Genomic DNA, 15,934 nt, shown 5'->3' with positions numbered 1-15,934 from the left:
ACACTGACAGAACCTTTCGTTAGAACCCTTCCAGCACGATCTTGCCCTTGGCCTTGCCGCTTTCCAGCAGTTCGTGGGCGCGGCGCAGGTTAGCCGCGTTGATCACGCCAAAGTGCTCGCCCACGGTGGTTTTCAGAGTACCGGCGTCGATCAGTTCGGCGACGCGATTGAGCAGGTTGTGCTGCTCGATCATGTCGCTGGTCTCGAACATCGAACGGGTGTACATGAACTCCCAATGCAGCGACAGGCTCTTGCGCTTGAGCTTGCTTACGTCCAATGCCTTTGGATCGTCGATCAGCGCCAGTTTGCCTTGGGGAATCAGCGCTTCCACCAGTTGGTCCAGGTGCTGGTCGGTCTGGGTCAGGCTGGCGACGTAGTTCACCTGCGGATGGCCGGCGTTTTTCAGCTCTTCGCTCAACGGTTTGCTGTGGTCGATCACCAGGTCGGCGCCCAGGTCCTTGGCCCATGCCTGGGTTTCAGGACGGGAGGCGGTGCCGATGACTTTCAGGCCGGTAAGCTGTTTCGCCAGTTGGGTCAGGATCGATCCCACACCACCCGAAGCACCGACAATCAGCAGGCTCTGGCCTTCATCGGCCTTGCCTTCACGCACTTGCAAGCGTTCGAAGAGCAATTCCCAGGCGGTGATGGCGGTCAGCGGCAGTGCAGCAGCGTCGGCAAAACCCAGGGTTTTCGGCATATGGCCGACGATGCGCTCATCGACAGTGTGCAGTTCGCTGTTGCCGCCGGGGCGTACCAGGGAGCCGGCGTAGAACACCTTGTCGCCGACCTTGAACAGGCTGACTTCGCTGCCCACGGCCTTGACCACACCGGCCACGTCCCAGCCCAGCACTTTGGCCGCGCCGTTTTCCGGGGCGACGTTCTGGCGCACCTTGGTGTCCACCGGGTTCACCGAGATGGCTTTGACTTCCACCAGCAGGTCGCGGGGGCCGGCGACCGGTTCGGGCAGTTTGATGTCTTGCAGGGATTTTGGATCGTTGATCGGCAGTGCGGCGTAGTAGGCGATGGCTTTCATGATGGTTTCCAAAAAAGGGGGCGGTTGATCAGGCAATAAACTTCAGGCGCTTGAGTTCGAAATGCTCAAGCACGTCGGCAGCCTTGGTGCGGAAATTCTGGATATGCGCGCTCTGGTCGTGGTCGGCCAGCGCGGCGTCGTCACTCCAGCGTTCGAGCATGTAGAAGGTCTCGGGGTGTTGCAGGTCCTGGTGCAGGTCGTACTGCTGGCAGCCGGCTTCGATGCGGGTCGGTTCCAGCAGCTCGCGCAGTAGGGTTTCCAGGGTGGCCTGTTGGCCGGGTTTGGCGATCAGCGTGGCGATGACGTTAAAGGCAGCAGACATATTCGACTCCAGACACGTGATGAACGGGATGGACAGATGATTGGCTATTTCTCTGGAAGATAAAACCCGCTAAAAGAGCAGTCTCTTTCAATGCTTTTTTGATAATGGGCGGTCGGCGTGCTGCGTTTTGATGACTTGCAGTTGTTTGTGCGTGCGGCAGACCTGGGCAGCCTTTCGGCGGCAGCACGGGTGATGGACATGTCGGCGGCGGTGGCCAGCGCGGCGTTGAAGCGCATCGAGCAGCAGTTGGGCGCACGGTTGTTGGCGCGTTCCACCCGCAGCCTGCGCCTGACGGCCGAGGGCGAAGGCTTCCTGGAATACGCCCGGGCCGCCTTGAGCAGCCTGGATGAAGGCCGGCGGTTGTTGGCCAGCGGCCAGGATCAGGTCAGCGGGGTGCTGCAACTCTCGGCGCCGTCGGACTTTGGCCGCAACCAGCTGCTGCCCTGGCTCGATGAGTTCCAGCGCGAATACCCCGACCTGAGCGTACGCCTGTTGTTGGGCGACCGGATTGCCGACCTGTTCCGCCAGCCGGTGGATATCGCCCTGCGCTACGGCGAACCCGAAGACTCCAGCCTGATCGCGTTGCCCATCGCCCCGGACAACTGCCGCGTGCTCTGCGCTGCTCCCAGCTATCTGGCGCGGCACGGCGAGCCGCGCCACCTGGAGCAACTGACCCAGCACAATTGCCTGCTGTACATGCTCGGCAGCCGGGTGCATGACCATTGGGGGTTTAACGATGGCAAGCGTGATGTCGGCCTGACGGTGACCGGTGACCGCTTCAGTGATGATGCCGATGTGGTGCGACGCTGGGCGGTGGCGGGGGTAGGTATCGCCTACAAGTCCTGGCTGGATGTCAGCTCGGATGTGCTGGCGGGGCGCCTGCGGCTGATCCTGCCGGAGCTGCGGGGCGAACGTACGCCGCTCAATCTGTTGTGTGCCCATCGCGCGCAACTGAGCAAGCCGATCAATCTTCTGCGGGAAATGCTCGTTGCCCGTTGTGCGACATTGACTGCGCAATTGCCGGAGCGATCAGCCTCTACACCATAACCCCGGGGATATCGGGAAATTTCCTTCAGCTTCTGTCCTTGGTTGCGCTGTAAGACGGCACGGAACCCGGCGTTTTCACGCTTATACTTTTCCGCCAGACGCAGCAGACAAATGATTCAACAGGGAGTGAATGAGCACATGGAACAGGCACCTTGCATCAGTCAGATCGCCACCTTGCTGGCCGACCCGAAACGCACCGCGATGGTGTGGGCATTGATGGACGGCTCGGCCAAACCCTCCGATGAGTTGGCGGCACTTGCCGGGCTGTCATCGGCCTCGGCGAATGCGCATCTGACGCGATTGACGGCCGGTGGCCTGTTGCGTGTCGAAGCCCGCAGCGGCAAACGCTTTTTCCGGGTGGCCGCCGCCGATGTGGCGGCCGCCGTGGATGCATTGGCCTGCACCACGATGGCCAGCGTCGCCCGCAGCACGCCCATTCATTCGCGGTCATTGACTGCGCCTGCGGCTTTACGGCGAGCGCGGCTGTGCCATGGTCACCTGGGGGGCGAGCTGGCAGCGGGTTTGTATCAACGGATGATGGCGGCCGGGTGGATCGAGCGCGCGGAACAGCGTACGGACGTGACGCCGTCAGGTGCGCGCAAACTCGCAGCGCTGGGGATTTTTACCCAGGCACTGGCTCAGCCGATCGTGTGCGATTGTTTTGATTGGAGCGAACAGCAGCCACACCTGGGCGGTGCGTTGGGGGCCGCGTTGTTGCAGTTGTGCCTGCAGTCGAACTGGGTCAGCGTGATCAATGAGTCCCAGGCGTTGCAGGTCAGTGAAGCCGGGCAACTGGAAATTGCCCGGCTCGCCAGACCGGTCGGTGATTAAGGCTTGACCAACCGTGCATCCAGGCTGTTTTGCGCCAGGCGTTTGGCCTGGTCCTGGGTCATGCCCAGCGAGGTGTACAGCGCATGGAAGTTCTCGGTGACATAACCGCCGAAGTACGCCGGATCGTCCGAGTTCACCGTCACTTTCACCCCACGCTCAAGCATGTCGAGGACGTTGTGCTGGGACATGTCGTCGAACACGCAGAGCTTGGTGTTGGACAACGGGCACACCGTCAGCGGGATCTGTTCGTCGATGATCCGCTGCATCAGGCGCTCGTCTTCAATGGCGCGTACGCCATGGTCGATACGCTGGATCTTCAGCAGGTCGATGGCTTCCCAGATGTACTCCGGCGGGCCTTCTTCACCGGCGTGGGCGACGGTCAGGAAACCTTCGTGACGGGCACGATCAAACACGCGCTGGAACTTGCTCGGTGGGTGGCCCATTTCCGAGCTGTCCAGGCCCACGGCAACAAACGCGTCACGGAATGGCAGTGCCTGGTCGAGGGTTTTTTCGGCCTCTTCTTCGCTCAAGTGGCGCAGGAAGCTCAAGATCAAACCGCTGGTGATGCCCAGTTGTTGCTCGCCGTCTTTCAAGGCGGCGGCGATGCCGTTGAGCACGACTTCGAACGGTACGCCACGGTCGGTGTGGGTCTGTGGGTCGAAGAACGGTTCGGTGTGGATCACGTTCTGCGCCTTGCAGCGCAGCAGGTAGGCCCAGGTCAGGTCGTAGAAATCCTGGGAGGTGCGCAGTACATCGGCGCCCTTGTAGTAGAGGTCGAGAAACTCTTGCAGGTTGTTGAAGGCGTAGGCCTTGCGCAGGGTTTCGACGTCGTTCCACGGCAGCGCGATCTTGTTGCGTTCAGCCAGGGCGAACAGCAGCTCAGGCTCCAGCGAGCCTTCCAGGTGCAGGTGCAATTCAGCCTTGGGCAGGGCGTTGAGCCAATCGTACATTTATAAATTCTCATCAGGTGCAATGGCGGCATTCTACAGGCGCACGCCGAAATAATCGGCAAAACCTGACCAAGCGGTGAGCATCCGCGATCGTCGTGCAAGCGATGAGTGAACTAAGGTGTAACGAAACGTTAGCGGCGCGGTGCAGTCTGTACCCCATCAATGACGGATTCGCCGCGTTCAAAAGGCCTGCAATGCTCACATCTATCAAGCAAGAAAAATTCATGCTGCTGGCGCTGATTGCCGCCATCGCTGCCTACCCGCTGGAGCACTGGATGCTGCACAGCGGGCAGATGGTGGCGCTGTTGGCTGGCATAGCGCTGATCGGCTTTATCGTCGTGGCCTCGATGCGCGTGGCCCATCACGCCGAGCAACTGGCGGAAAAGGTCGGCGACCCCTACGGCACCATGATCCTGACCCTCGCCGCCGTGCTGGTGGAAGTGGTGATCCTGGCGATCATGATGAGCAACGAGCCCTCGCCGACCCTGGTGCGCGACACCATTTATTCGGCGGTGATGCTCGACATCAACGGCATCCTCGGCCTGGCCGCGCTGATGGGCGGCATCAAGCATGGTGAACAGTCCTACAACGACGATTCGGCGCGCACCTACAGCGTGATGATCCTTACCGCCATGGGTGTGTCGATGGTGGTGCCGGAATTTATCCCCGAGGCCGACTGGAAAATTTACTCGGCCTTCACCATCGGCGCGATGGTAGTGCTCTACACGTTGTTCCTGCGGATGCAGGTGGGGCCCCACAGTTATTTCTTCAGCTACAGCTACCCGGAAAAACGCCGCAAGAAACAGCCGGAAGAAGAGTCGCCGCCGATCAACCTGGCGTTTTCCATCGGGACGTTGGTGTTTGGCGTGATCGTGATTGGTGCGTTGGCCGAGGTGATGTCCAAGACCCTCGACCTGGGCCTGGAAGGCACGGGCGCTCCACCGGTAATCACGGCGATCATCGTGGCTGCGATTTCCGCCGCCCCGGAGATTTTGACCGCGTTGCGCGCAGCGCTGGCCAACCGCATGCAGTCGGTGGTGAACATCGCGCTGGGGGCTTCACTGTCGACGGTGATTTTGACCGTGCCGGTGATGGAAGCCATGGCCTTGTACACCGGCCAGCCGTTTCAGATGGCGATGACGCCGGTGCAGACCGTGATGGTGTTTATCACGCTGATTGTCAGTGCGATCAACCTCAACGATGGCGAAACCAACGCCATCGAAGGGATGACCCATTTTGTGTTGTTTGCGACGTTTATCATGCTGTCGCTGCTTGGACTGTAACCAATCCTGAAAACACCGCAGAAATAATTGTGGAAACCGGGCTTGTGTGGGAGCGGGCTTGCTCGCGAATACGGAGTGTCAGTCGCCAGATATGTTGACTGACCCAACGCATTCGCGAGCAAGCCCGCTCCCACATTTGAAAAGTGTTTCTTCAGTTAAGTCCGGTTGATCAGTTCCCGCGCCGCCTGGCTGTGATCGGCAATCAAGCCTTTCAGGTCCAGGCCCTCGACCTGCCCGTCGATCACCCGCCATTTGCCGCCGACCATCACCCGGTCCGCTCGGTCGGCGCCACACAGCAGCAGCGCCGAGATCGGGTCATGGCTGCCGGAGAAGCGCAGTTCATCGAGCTTGAACAACGCCAGGTCGGCCTGTTTGCCTACGGCCAGTTCGCCGATGTCGGCGCGACCGAGTAACTGCGCCGAACCTTTTGTCGCCCAACCCAACACCCGTTCCGGGGTGATCTTCTCTGCCCCGTAACGCAGGCGCTGGATGTACAGGGCCTGGCGCGTTTCGAGGATCATGTTCGACGCATCATTGGACGCCGAACCGTCCACCCCCAGGCCAATCGGTGCACCGGCGGCCAGCAGGTCCAGCGTTGGGCATATCCCGGAAGCCAGGCGCATGTTCGAGCTCGGGCAATGGCAGATACCGGTACCGGCAGCTCCGAGGCGTGCGATTTCTTCAGGGTTGAAGTGAATCCCGTGGGCCAGCCACGTGCGCGGGCCTAGCCAGCCGACGCTGTCGAGGTAATCCACGGTGCGCAGGCCGAAACGCTGCAGGCAGAAGTCTTCTTCGTCGAGGGTTTCCGCCAGGTGGGTATGCAGGCGCACGTCGAGGTTGTTGGCCAGCTCGGCGCTGGCTTCCATGATTTCCGGGGTGACGGAAAATGGCGAGCAGGGCGCCAGGGCGATCTGGATTTGTGCGCCGTCGCCGCGCTCGTGGTACTGGCGGATCAGGCGGCGGCTGTCTTCCAGAATCACTTCGCCTTGCTGCACGGTTTGTTGCGGTGGCAGCCCGCCGTCGGCCTCGCCCAGGCTCATGGAGCCGCGGGTGAGCATGGCGCGCATGCCCAGTTCGCGCACGCTGTCGACCTGCACGTCGATCGCCTGTTCCAGGCCGTCCGGGAACAGGTAGTGGTGGTCTGCCGCCGTGGTGCAGCCCGAGAGCAGCAGTTCGGCCAGGGCCACTTTGCTCGCCAGGGCGAGTTTTTCCGGGGTGAGTCGGGCCCAGACTGGATACAGGGTTTTCAACCAGGGAAACAGCGGCTGGTTGACCACCGGCGCCCAGGCGCGGGTCAGGGTTTGATAGAAGTGATGGTGGGTGTTGATCAGCCCCGGAAGCACCACATGCTCGCGGGCATCGAATACTTGCCCACAGGGTATTGAGGGTTCTCGGCCCCAGCCCAGCACTTCGGTGATCACACCGTCTTGCAGCACCAGGCCGCCACGGGCGTCGAGGCCATTGGCAGTGAAAATCGCGAGGGGTTTTTTTAACCAGATACGGGTCGCAGGCATTGGCCGGCTCCTCTGAATGATGGGTTCAGGTTTGCCAGCTCAGTGTTGCCCTGTCTGCTGATCCAGGGTCGCCGGGGAGGGCGAGGTGCGCAGTTTACGTGTGGATCGTTATCGACGGCAATCGGCCGATAACGATCCCGGTTTTTTTACCAGGCGATGGTGTCGCCCTTGTAGTCCACAAAGTGATGGCCGCCCTTGCCGGTGTAGGCATTCACCTGGTCAACCAGGCCGCGCACGCTGGTGGGCACGTCGATGTGGGCGTTTTCGCCACCCATGTCGGTTTTCACCCAGCCCGGGTGCAACGACAGCACGGTCAGTTTCTGATCGCCCAATTGGGTGACGAAGCTGTTGGTCATGGAGTTGAGGGCGGCCTTGCTGGCCTTGTACAGCGCCAGATCCGAGCCGTCGGGAATGGTGACACTGCCCAGAATCGAACTCATGAAGGCCAGCACGCCGGTGCCTGGGCGGATCTGCCCGACAAAACGCTGGGCCAGGTTGATCGGCGCCACGGCATTGGTGAAAAACAGTTGGCCGACTTCAGCCAGGGTGGCGTGGCCCGGTTCCTGGTTGGCCGGGCCTTTGACACCGGCGTTGACGAACAGCAGGTCGAAGGTTTTTTCCTTGAGGCGCTGGCTGAGGGCGATTACCGCCTGCTGGTCATCCATGTCGAGCTTTTCGATTTGCACCTCGCCCAAGGCCTTCAAGGCATCGGCCTTTTGCGGGTCGCGCACGGTGGCGGTCACCTCCCAGCCGTCCGCCAGCAGTTGCTTGGCCAGGCCAAGGCCCAGGCCCCGGGAGGCGCCGATAATCAGTGCGGTTTTTGAAGTGGACATGAATGGCTTCCTTTGACGGTGGAGGTTCACGGGTTCAGTGGACAACGCTGGCCGAGCCTTTGCTGCAACTCTTGGCGCAGTTGGTCGAGTTCGGCGATGCGGGTTTCGATCAGGTTGAGCTTGTCTTGCAGGAGCTGGGTCACGGCGCTGTCGGGGTCTGGAGCTTGCCATAATGCGCCGACGCTGTTGCCGATTTCACCCAGGCTGAAGCCCAGGCGCTGGGCGGTCTTGATGTACAGCACCAGTTGCACCATGTCGGCGGGGTAGTCACGGTAACCGTTGGCACTGCGTTGCGCGGCAATCAGCCCGCGTTGCTCGTAGAAACGCAGGGTGTCGCGACTGACCTGGCTGGCCTGGGCTAATTCGCCGATACGCATGTAGAGGGCTCAAGGGGGCTTGACCCTGGAGCATACTCCAGGCTTTAGCCTGCTGGCTTCTTGAATTTAAGGAGCTTACGGCTATGTGGACCGCACACCAATACCGTCGACTGGTTCGGGCCAGCGGTTGGTACGACCTGATCGTCACCGCCGCACTGGTCACACCCTGGACGTTTGTCCTGCTGCATAACGCCCTGGTGGCGTTGAACCTGCCCGGCGAGCTGCCGCCGTTCGCGCCTGTGCATATGTTGATGGCGAACCTGATGGGCTCGATTGTCTGCGTGTGGTCGGTGCTGCGAATCCGCGACCCACAAGCGATCTTTGGCCGCTACGACGCCGCCGGCCGAGTGCTGTTTGCCACCTGGCAGATCTACGCGCTGGCCCATGATGCCAGTACTGTATTGGTGATTGTCGTGGTGTTTGAAGTGCTGTGGGCGGTGGCTCAGTTGATACCGGTGCGCCGAGCAGCAAGTTGATCAAAAAATGCTCAGTTGTGCCGGAACGTTGCAGGCTCTGCTGCGGGGTCACTCTTGCACGGGTTATCCACAGGTTGCTCCACAGTAATTGTGCGCAAGCGTGACCGGTGGATATAAGCGCTGTGGCCCTTTGTTCTAAAGGACATAACCCGCCTAACTGACTGTTTTTGAGCTGGATTAATACTTTCGTGCAGTGCCTTGAACAAAAACTGTACAACCGTCTGAAACCCTTGTGACAGAAGGGTTACAGGCGAGTGTGCTCAGGTTATCCACAGGCAGGTGCACAGTAGATGTGGGCAGTTTCAGCGCTCCAGCAGAATGCGCCCGCGACTCAGGTCGGCGAGCTGCGCTTGCAGGGTGTCGATATGTGCCTCGCCGAGGGCCAACTGCAGGTCGACGCCATTGGCGGTGAAGGTTTCTTCCATCACCAGCCCACCCAGTTCGGCCACTCGCAGCTTCACCAACTGCAGCTCGGCAAAACCACAGGAGCAGCTCAGCGGCACCCGTTTGATCAGCTCGACGCGTTCGGCGGCTTGCAGGCATTTGTTCGCGCCGCCGCCATAGGCGCGGGCCAGGCCGCCGGTGCCCAGTTGGATGCCGCCGTACCAGCGGATCACCAGCACCACGACCTGGTCGCAATCCTGCGCTTCGATCGCGGCCAGGATCGGCCGCCCGGCCGTGCCGCCGGGTTCGCCGTCGTCGTTGCTGCGGTATTGATCGCCGAGTTTCCAGGCCCAGCAGTTGTGCGTGGCGTTCAGGTCGCTGTGCTGGTCGATGAAGGCCTGGGCGTCCTGGGGGCTGCTGATCGGGGCGGCGAGGGTAATGAAGCGGCTTTTGCGAATTTCTTCGCGAAACTCGCAAAGGCCGGTAAGCGTGAAAGGCATGGGTAACTTCGTTTAGAGGGCCGGCTTGATGCCACAGCCTTTGAGAATGATGTGGATAAGGTTGGTGCCGGCGTCTTCCATGTCCTGCTTGGTCAGCTTGGTGCGCCCGGTCACGCGGCAGATCTGGGTGGCAAAGTCGGCGTAATGCTGGGTGCTGCCCCACAGCAGGAAGATCAGGTGCACCGGGTCGATAGGGTCCATCTTGCCGGCGTCGATCCAGGCCTGGAATACCGCCGCACGGCCGCTGAACCAGGCGCGGTAGTCCTGGCTGAAATATTCGGTCAGGCACTCACCGCCGCTGATGATCTCCATCGCGAAGATCCGCGAGGCTTGTGGCTGGCGCCGGGAGAATTCCATCTTGGTGCGGATATAGCGGGTCAGGGCGGCCGCCGGGTCATCCTCGGCGGTCAGGGTGTTGAAGGTGCTGTCCCACAATTCGAGGATGTTGCTGAGCACCGCGATGTACAGGCCCAGCTTGTTGGTGAAGTAGTAGTGCAAGTTGGCTTTCGGCAACCCGGCACTCGCCGCGATGGTGTTCATGCTGGTGCCTTTGTAGCCATGACGGGCGAACTCGTCTTCGGCGGCCTGCAAAATCGCTTGTTCGTTCTTTTGGCGAATGCGGCTTGCAGGTTTTCCGGCGTGGTTGCTGTGGGCAGGAACTTCGAGGCTCATGGAGGTTTCCGTGCAGATCGATGAAGGCGACGTGTGCACAGATAACCCACCCTCAAGCCCCAGACAAGTCCCGATACGATAAAACCCTTAAAGCGGCTCCAGAGTGTCGCTTTCCAGGGTCCGGTTTGCGGCATCCACGGGAGCCTTGGCTTCAGGTAGCAGCAGGCACAATACGATGGCGGTCAGGCCGCCGCTGGTGATGGCCGAGTCGAACAGGTTCTGCACCAGGGTTGGCATCAGGTGCAGCAGGTTCGGTTGCGCCGCGATCCCCAGGCCGACGCCGAACGAGGTGGCGATGATCAGCATGCTGCGCCGATCCAGCGGGGCCTGGGCGAGAATGCGCACGCCGGCCGCCGCTACGCTGCCGAACATCACCAGGGTTGCGCCGCCCAGCACCGGCTTGGGGATTTGCTGCAGCACCGCACCAATCAACGGAAACAGCCCGAGGCAAAACAGTACCGCGCCGATGTACAAGCCGACGTAACGGCTGGCCACGCCGGTCAGCTGGATCACGCCGTTGTTCTGGGCGAATGTGGTGTTGGGAAAGGCACTGAAGGTGGCTGCGATCATGCAACTGATGCCATCTCCCAGTACGCCACCCTTGAGTCGGCTTATATAGGAAGGGCCGCTGATGGGCTGGCGGGCGATCATGCAATTGGCAGTGAGGTCGCCGACGGTTTCGATGGTGCTGATCAGATAAATCAGTGCTACCGGCAGGAAAGCGCTCCAATCGAAGTTGAAACCGAAGTGGAACGGTGTAGGCAGGCTGATCAATGGCAAATCAGGCAAGGCTTGGGGCACCAACTTGCCGCTGAACCAGGCGGCGAGGCTGCCCAGTGCGAGGCCGATGATGATGGCGGAGAGCCGTACCCATGGCGTGTTCGAGCGGTTCAGCAGGATGATGGTCAGTACCACGAACAGGCCGAGTGCCAGGTTGGTTGGCGCGCCGAAGTCCGGGGCATTGAAGCCGCCTCCAAGGTCAGTGATGCCGACCTTGATCAGGCTGATGCCGATCAGTGTGATGACGATGCCGGTCACCAGCGGCGTGATTACCCTTTTGAGCTGACCGATGAAACGGCTCAACACGACCTGCACTGCGGCGCCGAAGAAGCAGATACCGAAAATCATCGCCAGGATGTCTTCCGGGCTGCCGCCGCGTTGCTTGACCAGAAACCCGGCCGACAATACGGCGCCGAGAAACGCGAAGCTGGTGCCTTGCAGGCAGATCATCCCGGCGCCAATGCCAAACGGCCTGCGCGCCTGGATGAAGGTGCCCACACCGGAAACCATCAATGCCATGCTGATCAGGTAGGGCAGGTGGGCGGTCAGGCCCAGGGTAGAGCCAATGATCAGCGGCGGGGTGATGATGCCGACGAAGGCAGCCAACACATGCTGCAACGCGGCAAGCAATGCAGGCAAAGGTTTGGGCCGATCGTTGAGGCCGTAGATCAGGTCGCTGGGGGTGTTGGATTCTGGCGGCATGGCGGGGAACTCATGGCTGACGGTTCGAGATCCCCTTGTCTTGCAAAAAGCTGTCCAGTTGCTCAGGTTTTTATGTAAGGCCCGTGTTAGCGCGTTGCGGCCAGACTTTCGAGGAAGCTTTCCAGCACCAAATGAGGGCGACGGCCCTTGCGCGTGACCGAAGCGAGGCTCAAATCGTAAAAACGTGTAGCCGGTTTCAGCGCGCGCAGTCGGCCTTGTTGTACCCACAGGCTGGCGTAGTGGTCGGGCAGGTAGCCGATGTAGCGGCCGGTCAGGATCAGGAAGGCCATGCCCTCGCGGTCCGAGGCACTGGCGGTGCAATTGAGTGCCTGGTAGTGCGCCTGGATATCCGCGGGCAGGCGGAAGGTCGGGGCGATGGCGTCCTGGCTGTTGACGCGGTCGTCGTCCAGTTGCTTGTCGTCGGCGTAAAACAGCGGGTGGCCCACTGCGCAATAGAGCAGCGAGCGTTCGCTGTACAGCGGCTGGTATTCAAGTCCCGACAAGGCGCTGGCCTGGGGGACTACGCCGACATGCAGGCGGCCGTCGAGCACCCCTTGTTCGACTTCATTGGGGGCGATCATGCGGATCTGGATCTGTACATCCGGGCCGCGTTCCTTCAACTGTGCCAGGGCGTGGGTGATGCGCATGTGGGGCAGGGTGACCAGATTGTCGGTCAGGCCGATGATCAGCTCGCCGCGCAAGTGTTGGTGCAGGCCGTTGACCTCGGTGCGAAAACTTTCCAGGGCGCTGAGCAGCTGCAACGCCGACTGGTACACCTCGCGTCCCTCCTCGGTCAGGGAAAACCCCGCCCGCCCGCGTTGGCACAGGCGCAGGCCAAGGCGCTGTTCAAGATCACTCATTTGCTGGCTGATGGCCGAGCGGCCAATCCCCAGAACGGTTTCCGCCGCCGAGAAGCCACCGCACTCCACCACGCTGCGAAAGATGCGCAACAGGCGGATATCGAAGTCGCTGACTTGGGCCAGAGGGTCGGGTCGACGGCTGCTCATAGTTTAGTGAAGGCCTGACTGAAGGTTAGAAGAGTTGGATTTCACCGACTTTATCCCCGTGGCAATTTAGCTGCAACAACGCTTTTCAATCCCGACGCTGCCTTTTGCCTTGCGAGGTTTTGCTCATGAACATGCCCGAAAACGCTCCGTCCACCCTGGCCAGCCAATTGAAGCTGGACGCGCACTGGATGCCGTACACCGCCAACCGCAACTTTCATCGTGACCCGCGCCTGATCGTGGCAGCTGAAGGCAGCTGGTTGACCGATGACAAGGGGCGCAAGGTGTATGACTCGCTGTCGGGTCTATGGACCTGCGGCGCCGGGCACACTCGCAAGGAAATCCAGGAAGCGGTCTCCAAGCAACTGGGTACGTTGGACTACTCGCCGGGCTTCCAATACGGTCATCCTTTGTCGTTCCAGCTGGCAGAAAAGATTACCGACCTGACGCCGGGCAACCTGAACCATGTGTTCTTCACCGACTCCGGCTCCGAGTGCGCCGATACCGCGGTGAAGATGGTGCGTGCGTACTGGCGCCTGAAAGGCCAGGCGACCAAGACCAAGATGATCGGCCGTGCCCGTGGTTATCACGGTGTGAACATCGCCGGTACCAGCCTGGGCGGCGTGAACGGTAACCGTAAGATTTTTGGTCAGGGGCTGATGGATGTTGACCATCTGCCTCACACCCTGCTGGCGAGCAACGCGTTCTCCCGTGGCATGCCGGAGCTGGGCGGGATTGCCTTGGCGGACGAGCTGCTCAAGCTGATCGAGTTGCACGATGCGTCGAACATCGCCGCGGTGTTTGTTGAGCCGATGGCGGGCTCTGCCGGCGTGCTGGTTCCGCCGCAGGGTTACCTGAAGCGTCTGCGTGAGATCTGCGATCAGCACAACATCCTGTTGGTGTTCGACGAAGTGATCACCGGCTTCGGTCGTACCGGTTCGATGTTTGGTGCTGACAGCTTCGGTGTGACCCCGGACCTGATGTGCATTGCCAAGCAAGTCACCAACGGCGCGATCCCGATGGGCGCGGTGATTGCCAGCACCGAGATTTATCAGACGTTCATGAATCAGGCGACGCCTGAGTACGCGGTGGAGTTCCCGCACGGCTACACCTACTCGGCCCACCCGGTTGCCTGCGCGGCTGGCTTGGCGGCACTCGACCTGCTGCAGAAGGAAAACCTGGTGCAGAGCGTGGCCGAAGTCGCACCGCATTTCGAGAATGCGCTGCACGGCCTGAAGGGCAGCAAGAACGTGATCGACATTCGTAACTATGGCCTGGCCGGTGCGATCCAGATTGCCCCGCGTGATGGTGATGCCATCGTGCGTCCGTTCGAAGCGGGCATGGCCTTGTGGAAAGCCGGCTTCTACGTGCGCTTTGGCGGCGACACCCTGCAGTTCGGCCCAACCTTCAACAGCAAGCCGCAGGACCTGGATCGCTTGTTCGATGCGGTCGGCGAAGTGCTGAACAAGATCGACTGATTTCTCCTTCTATATAGAGCAACTTTTCAGGAGCCCTGCATGAGCCTCATCCAGCATTTGATCAACGGCCAATTGGTCACCGAAAACGGTCGCACTGCCGACGTGTACAACCCGTCGACTGGCCAGGTGATTCACCAGGTGCCGTTGGCCAGCCGTGAAACCATTCAAAGCGCCATCGATTCGGCCAAGGCAGCTTTCCCGGCCTGGCGTAACACGCCACCGGCCAAGCGTGCCCAGGTGATGTTTCGTTTCAAGCAATTGCTTGAGCAGAACGAAGCGCGTATCTCCCAGCTGATCAGCGAAGAACATGGCAAGACCCTGGAAGATGCGGCCGGTGAGCTCAAGCGCGGGATCGAGAACGTGGAGTACGCGTGCTCGGCGCCGGAAATCCTCAAGGGCGAGTACAGCCGTAACGTTGGCCCGAATATCGATGCCTGGTCTGACTTCCAGCCGTTGGGTGTGGTGGCCGGTATTACGCCATTCAACTTCCCGGCGATGGTGCCTTTGTGGATGTATCCGCTGGCGATCGTCTGCGGTAACTGCTTCATCCTCAAGCCGTCGGAGCGTGATCCAAGCTCGACGCTGCTGATTGCACAGTTGTTGCAGGAAGCTGGCTTGCCTAAAGGCGTGCTGAGTGTGGTGCATGGCGATAAAGGCGCGGTGGATGCGCTGATCGAAGCGCCGGAAGTCAAGGCGTTGAGCTTTGTCGGCTCGACGCCGATCGCCGAGTACATCTATTCCGAAGCCACCAAGCGCGGCAAGCGTGTACAGGCGTTGGGCGGGGCGAAGAACCATGCGGTGCTGATGCCGGATGCGGATCTCGATAACGCTGTCAGTGCCTTGATGGGCGCGGCGTATGGTTCTTGCGGTGAGCGTTGCATGGCGATCTCTGTTGCCGTGTGTGTCGGCGACCAGGTGGCTGACGCATTGGTCGCCAAGCTGGTGCCGCAGATCAAGGCGCTGAAGATTGGTGCGGGCACCACGTGTGGATTGGACATGGGGCCGCTGGTCACTGGCCAGGCGCGCGATAAAGTCAGTGGCTATATAGAGGACGGCGTTTCTTCGGGTGCTGAGTTGGTCGTCGATGGTCGTGGCCTGAGTATTGCCGGTAATGAAGATGGCTTCTTCCTGGGGGGCAGTTTGTTCGACCGCGTGACCCCGCAGATGCGCATCTATAAGGAAGAGATCTTCGGGCCGGTGCTGTGTGTGGTTCGGGTGAACAGCCTGGAAGCGGCCATGCAGTTGATCAACGATCACGAGTACGGCAACGGCACCTGTATCTTCACCCGTGACGGTGAGGCGGCGCGGTTGTTCTGTGACGAGATTGAAGTGGGTATGGTTGGCGTCAACGTGCCGTTGCCGGTGCCGGTGGCTTATCACAGCTTTGGTGGCTGGAAGCGCTCGCTGTTTGGCGACTTGCATGCCTATGGGCCGGATGGGGTGCGGTTCTATACGCGTCGCAAGGCGATTACCCAGCGCTGGCCGCAACGGGCCAGTCATGAGGCGTCGCAGTTTGCCTTTCCTAGCTTGTAGGTTCGGTAAGTAGAAGGCCGGCCCCTTGGGGCCGGCCTTTGCTTTTCAGGGCTTTTTTGACCGATATGACAGTATTGTGAAAAAAGGTGTTGACGGCAGATTCTGGAAGTCTATAATTCGCCCCACTTCCGGCGCAGTCGAAACGGAAAACTCCTTGGTAAACAACGAGTTATGTAGGTTTCGACAGCGAGTAGCTTCAGATCATCGAGGCCCAG

The 15,934-nt window shown here is 60.6% G+C and carries 16 protein-coding genes; 6 read left to right on the top strand and 10 right to left on the bottom strand.

Annotation, left to right across the window (positions count from 1 at the left end):
• Positions 1-19 precede the first annotated feature (19 nt).
• On the bottom strand, positions 20-1,033 hold the full coding sequence (locus tag HX839_RS01915; protein ID WP_177066671.1) for a zinc-binding alcohol dehydrogenase family protein: 1,014 nt from the start codon (positions 1,031-1,033) through the stop codon (positions 20-22).
• Positions 1,034-1,061: 28 nt separating this feature from the next.
• Positions 1,062-1,355 (bottom strand): putative quinol monooxygenase, encoded by a 294-nt coding sequence (locus HX839_RS01910; RefSeq protein ID WP_003211158.1) that lies wholly within the window; start codon positions 1,353-1,355, stop codon positions 1,062-1,064.
• A gap of 117 nt (positions 1,356-1,472) precedes the next feature.
• On the opposite strand from HX839_RS01910, the gene HX839_RS01905 reads away from it, so the two are divergent.
• A complete protein-coding gene (locus tag HX839_RS01905; RefSeq protein WP_087693475.1) occupies positions 1,473-2,402 on the top strand; it encodes a LysR family transcriptional regulator in 930 nt (309 codons plus the stop codon).
• 138 nt (positions 2,403-2,540) lie between these two features.
• Positions 2,541-3,233, top strand: coding sequence for a helix-turn-helix transcriptional regulator (locus tag HX839_RS01900; protein ID WP_087693474.1), 693 nt, complete (start codon positions 2,541-2,543; stop codon positions 3,231-3,233).
• On the opposite strand, the gene HX839_RS01895 is transcribed toward HX839_RS01900, so the two are convergent.
• Positions 3,230-4,183, bottom strand: a complete 954-nt coding sequence (locus tag HX839_RS01895) for an adenosine deaminase (RefSeq protein WP_177066670.1) — start codon at positions 4,181-4,183, stop codon at positions 3,230-3,232. The genes HX839_RS01900 and HX839_RS01895 overlap by 4 nt on opposite strands.
• A gap of 194 nt (positions 4,184-4,377) precedes the next feature.
• Here HX839_RS01895 and HX839_RS01890 point away from each other — a divergent pair, with 194 nt between their 5' ends.
• A complete protein-coding gene (locus HX839_RS01890; protein WP_003211166.1) occupies positions 4,378-5,466 on the top strand; it encodes a calcium:proton antiporter in 1,089 nt (362 codons plus the stop codon).
• A gap of 155 nt (positions 5,467-5,621) precedes the next feature.
• On the opposite strand, the gene HX839_RS01885 is transcribed toward HX839_RS01890, so the two are convergent.
• The 3 genes from HX839_RS01885 to HX839_RS01875 form a co-directional block, all read right to left on the bottom strand.
• Positions 5,622-6,980, bottom strand: coding sequence for an 8-oxoguanine deaminase (locus tag HX839_RS01885; protein WP_177066669.1), 1,359 nt, complete (start codon positions 6,978-6,980; stop codon positions 5,622-5,624).
• Between the two features lie 146 nt (positions 6,981-7,126).
• The gene (locus HX839_RS01880; RefSeq protein WP_003211169.1) at positions 7,127-7,813 is read right to left on the bottom strand and encodes an SDR family oxidoreductase; all 687 of its coding nucleotides are present in this window, start codon (positions 7,811-7,813) and stop codon (positions 7,127-7,129) included.
• 26 nt (positions 7,814-7,839) lie between these two features.
• Positions 7,840-8,190: a MerR family transcriptional regulator gene (locus HX839_RS01875; protein WP_003211171.1), complete on the bottom strand. Its 351-nt coding sequence runs from the start codon at positions 8,188-8,190 to the stop codon at positions 7,840-7,842.
• Positions 8,191-8,273: 83 nt separating this feature from the next.
• Here HX839_RS01875 and HX839_RS01870 point away from each other — a divergent pair, with 83 nt between their 5' ends.
• Positions 8,274-8,666, top strand: coding sequence for a hypothetical protein (locus tag HX839_RS01870; protein ID WP_177066668.1), 393 nt, complete (start codon positions 8,274-8,276; stop codon positions 8,664-8,666).
• A gap of 302 nt (positions 8,667-8,968) precedes the next feature.
• Here the strand turns inward: HX839_RS01870 and HX839_RS01865 are convergent, their stop codons facing one another.
• From HX839_RS01865 to HX839_RS01850, 4 genes are all read right to left on the bottom strand, one after another.
• Positions 8,969-9,550: a YigZ family protein gene (locus tag HX839_RS01865; RefSeq protein ID WP_102368022.1), complete on the bottom strand. Its 582-nt coding sequence runs from the start codon at positions 9,548-9,550 to the stop codon at positions 8,969-8,971.
• A gap of 12 nt (positions 9,551-9,562) precedes the next feature.
• On the bottom strand, positions 9,563-10,222 hold the full coding sequence (locus tag HX839_RS01860) for a TetR/AcrR family transcriptional regulator (RefSeq protein ID WP_003211175.1): 660 nt from the start codon (positions 10,220-10,222) through the stop codon (positions 9,563-9,565).
• 87 nt (positions 10,223-10,309) lie between these two features.
• Positions 10,310-11,704: a uracil-xanthine permease family protein gene (locus HX839_RS01855; protein ID WP_003211176.1), complete on the bottom strand. Its 1,395-nt coding sequence runs from the start codon at positions 11,702-11,704 to the stop codon at positions 10,310-10,312.
• Positions 11,705-11,790: 86 nt separating this feature from the next.
• On the bottom strand, positions 11,791-12,711 hold the full coding sequence (locus HX839_RS01850) for a LysR family transcriptional regulator (protein WP_087693467.1): 921 nt from the start codon (positions 12,709-12,711) through the stop codon (positions 11,791-11,793).
• Positions 12,712-12,836: 125 nt separating this feature from the next.
• Between HX839_RS01850 and HX839_RS01845 the strand changes: the two genes are divergently transcribed.
• Together HX839_RS01845 and HX839_RS01840 are read left to right on the top strand one after the other, a co-directional pair.
• Positions 12,837-14,186, top strand: coding sequence for an aspartate aminotransferase family protein (locus HX839_RS01845; protein ID WP_008430786.1), 1,350 nt, complete (start codon positions 12,837-12,839; stop codon positions 14,184-14,186).
• A 39-nt stretch (positions 14,187-14,225) separates the two neighbouring features.
• The gene (locus HX839_RS01840) at positions 14,226-15,719 is read left to right on the top strand and encodes a CoA-acylating methylmalonate-semialdehyde dehydrogenase (protein ID WP_003211182.1); all 1,494 of its coding nucleotides are present in this window, start codon (positions 14,226-14,228) and stop codon (positions 15,717-15,719) included.
• Positions 15,720-15,934 lie beyond the last annotated feature (215 nt).

Source organism: Pseudomonas sp. I8001, from assembly GCF_013385345.1.
Classification (GTDB): domain Bacteria; phylum Pseudomonadota; class Gammaproteobacteria; order Pseudomonadales; family Pseudomonadaceae; genus Aquipseudomonas.
Note: the sequence above shows the minus strand (reverse complement) of the source record. Positions and strands in the feature narration are given on the sequence as shown.

Excerpts from the sequence above, each read along its gene's own strand:
- HX839_RS01915 (WP_177066671.1), bottom strand. The coding sequence starts at position 1,033 with ATGAAAGCCATCGCCTACTACGCCGCACTGCCGATCAACGATCCAAAA.
- HX839_RS01910 (WP_003211158.1), bottom strand. The coding sequence starts at position 1,355 with ATGTCTGCTGCCTTTAACGTCATCGCCACGCTGATCGCCAAACCCGGC.
- HX839_RS01900 (WP_087693474.1), top strand. The coding sequence starts at position 2,541 with ATGGAACAGGCACCTTGCATCAGTCAGATCGCCACCTTGCTGGCCGAC.
- HX839_RS01895 (WP_177066670.1), bottom strand. The coding sequence starts at position 4,183 with ATGTACGATTGGCTCAACGCCCTGCCCAAGGCTGAATTGCACCTGCAC.
- HX839_RS01890 (WP_003211166.1), top strand. The coding sequence starts at position 4,378 with ATGCTCACATCTATCAAGCAAGAAAAATTCATGCTGCTGGCGCTGATT.
- HX839_RS01885 (WP_177066669.1), bottom strand. The coding sequence starts at position 6,980 with ATGCCTGCGACCCGTATCTGGTTAAAAAAACCCCTCGCGATTTTCACT.
- HX839_RS01880 (WP_003211169.1), bottom strand. The coding sequence starts at position 7,813 with ATGTCCACTTCAAAAACCGCACTGATTATCGGCGCCTCCCGGGGCCTG.
- HX839_RS01875 (WP_003211171.1), bottom strand. The coding sequence starts at position 8,190 with ATGCGTATCGGCGAATTAGCCCAGGCCAGCCAGGTCAGTCGCGACACC.
- HX839_RS01870 (WP_177066668.1), top strand. The coding sequence starts at position 8,274 with ATGTGGACCGCACACCAATACCGTCGACTGGTTCGGGCCAGCGGTTGG.
- HX839_RS01865 (WP_102368022.1), bottom strand. The coding sequence starts at position 9,550 with ATGCCTTTCACGCTTACCGGCCTTTGCGAGTTTCGCGAAGAAATTCGC.
- HX839_RS01860 (WP_003211175.1), bottom strand. The coding sequence starts at position 10,222 with ATGAGCCTCGAAGTTCCTGCCCACAGCAACCACGCCGGAAAACCTGCA.
- HX839_RS01855 (WP_003211176.1), bottom strand. The coding sequence starts at position 11,704 with ATGCCGCCAGAATCCAACACCCCCAGCGACCTGATCTACGGCCTCAAC.
- HX839_RS01850 (WP_087693467.1), bottom strand. The coding sequence starts at position 12,711 with ATGAGCAGCCGTCGACCCGACCCTCTGGCCCAAGTCAGCGACTTCGAT.
- HX839_RS01845 (WP_008430786.1), top strand. The coding sequence starts at position 12,837 with ATGAACATGCCCGAAAACGCTCCGTCCACCCTGGCCAGCCAATTGAAG.
- HX839_RS01840 (WP_003211182.1), top strand. The coding sequence starts at position 14,226 with ATGAGCCTCATCCAGCATTTGATCAACGGCCAATTGGTCACCGAAAAC.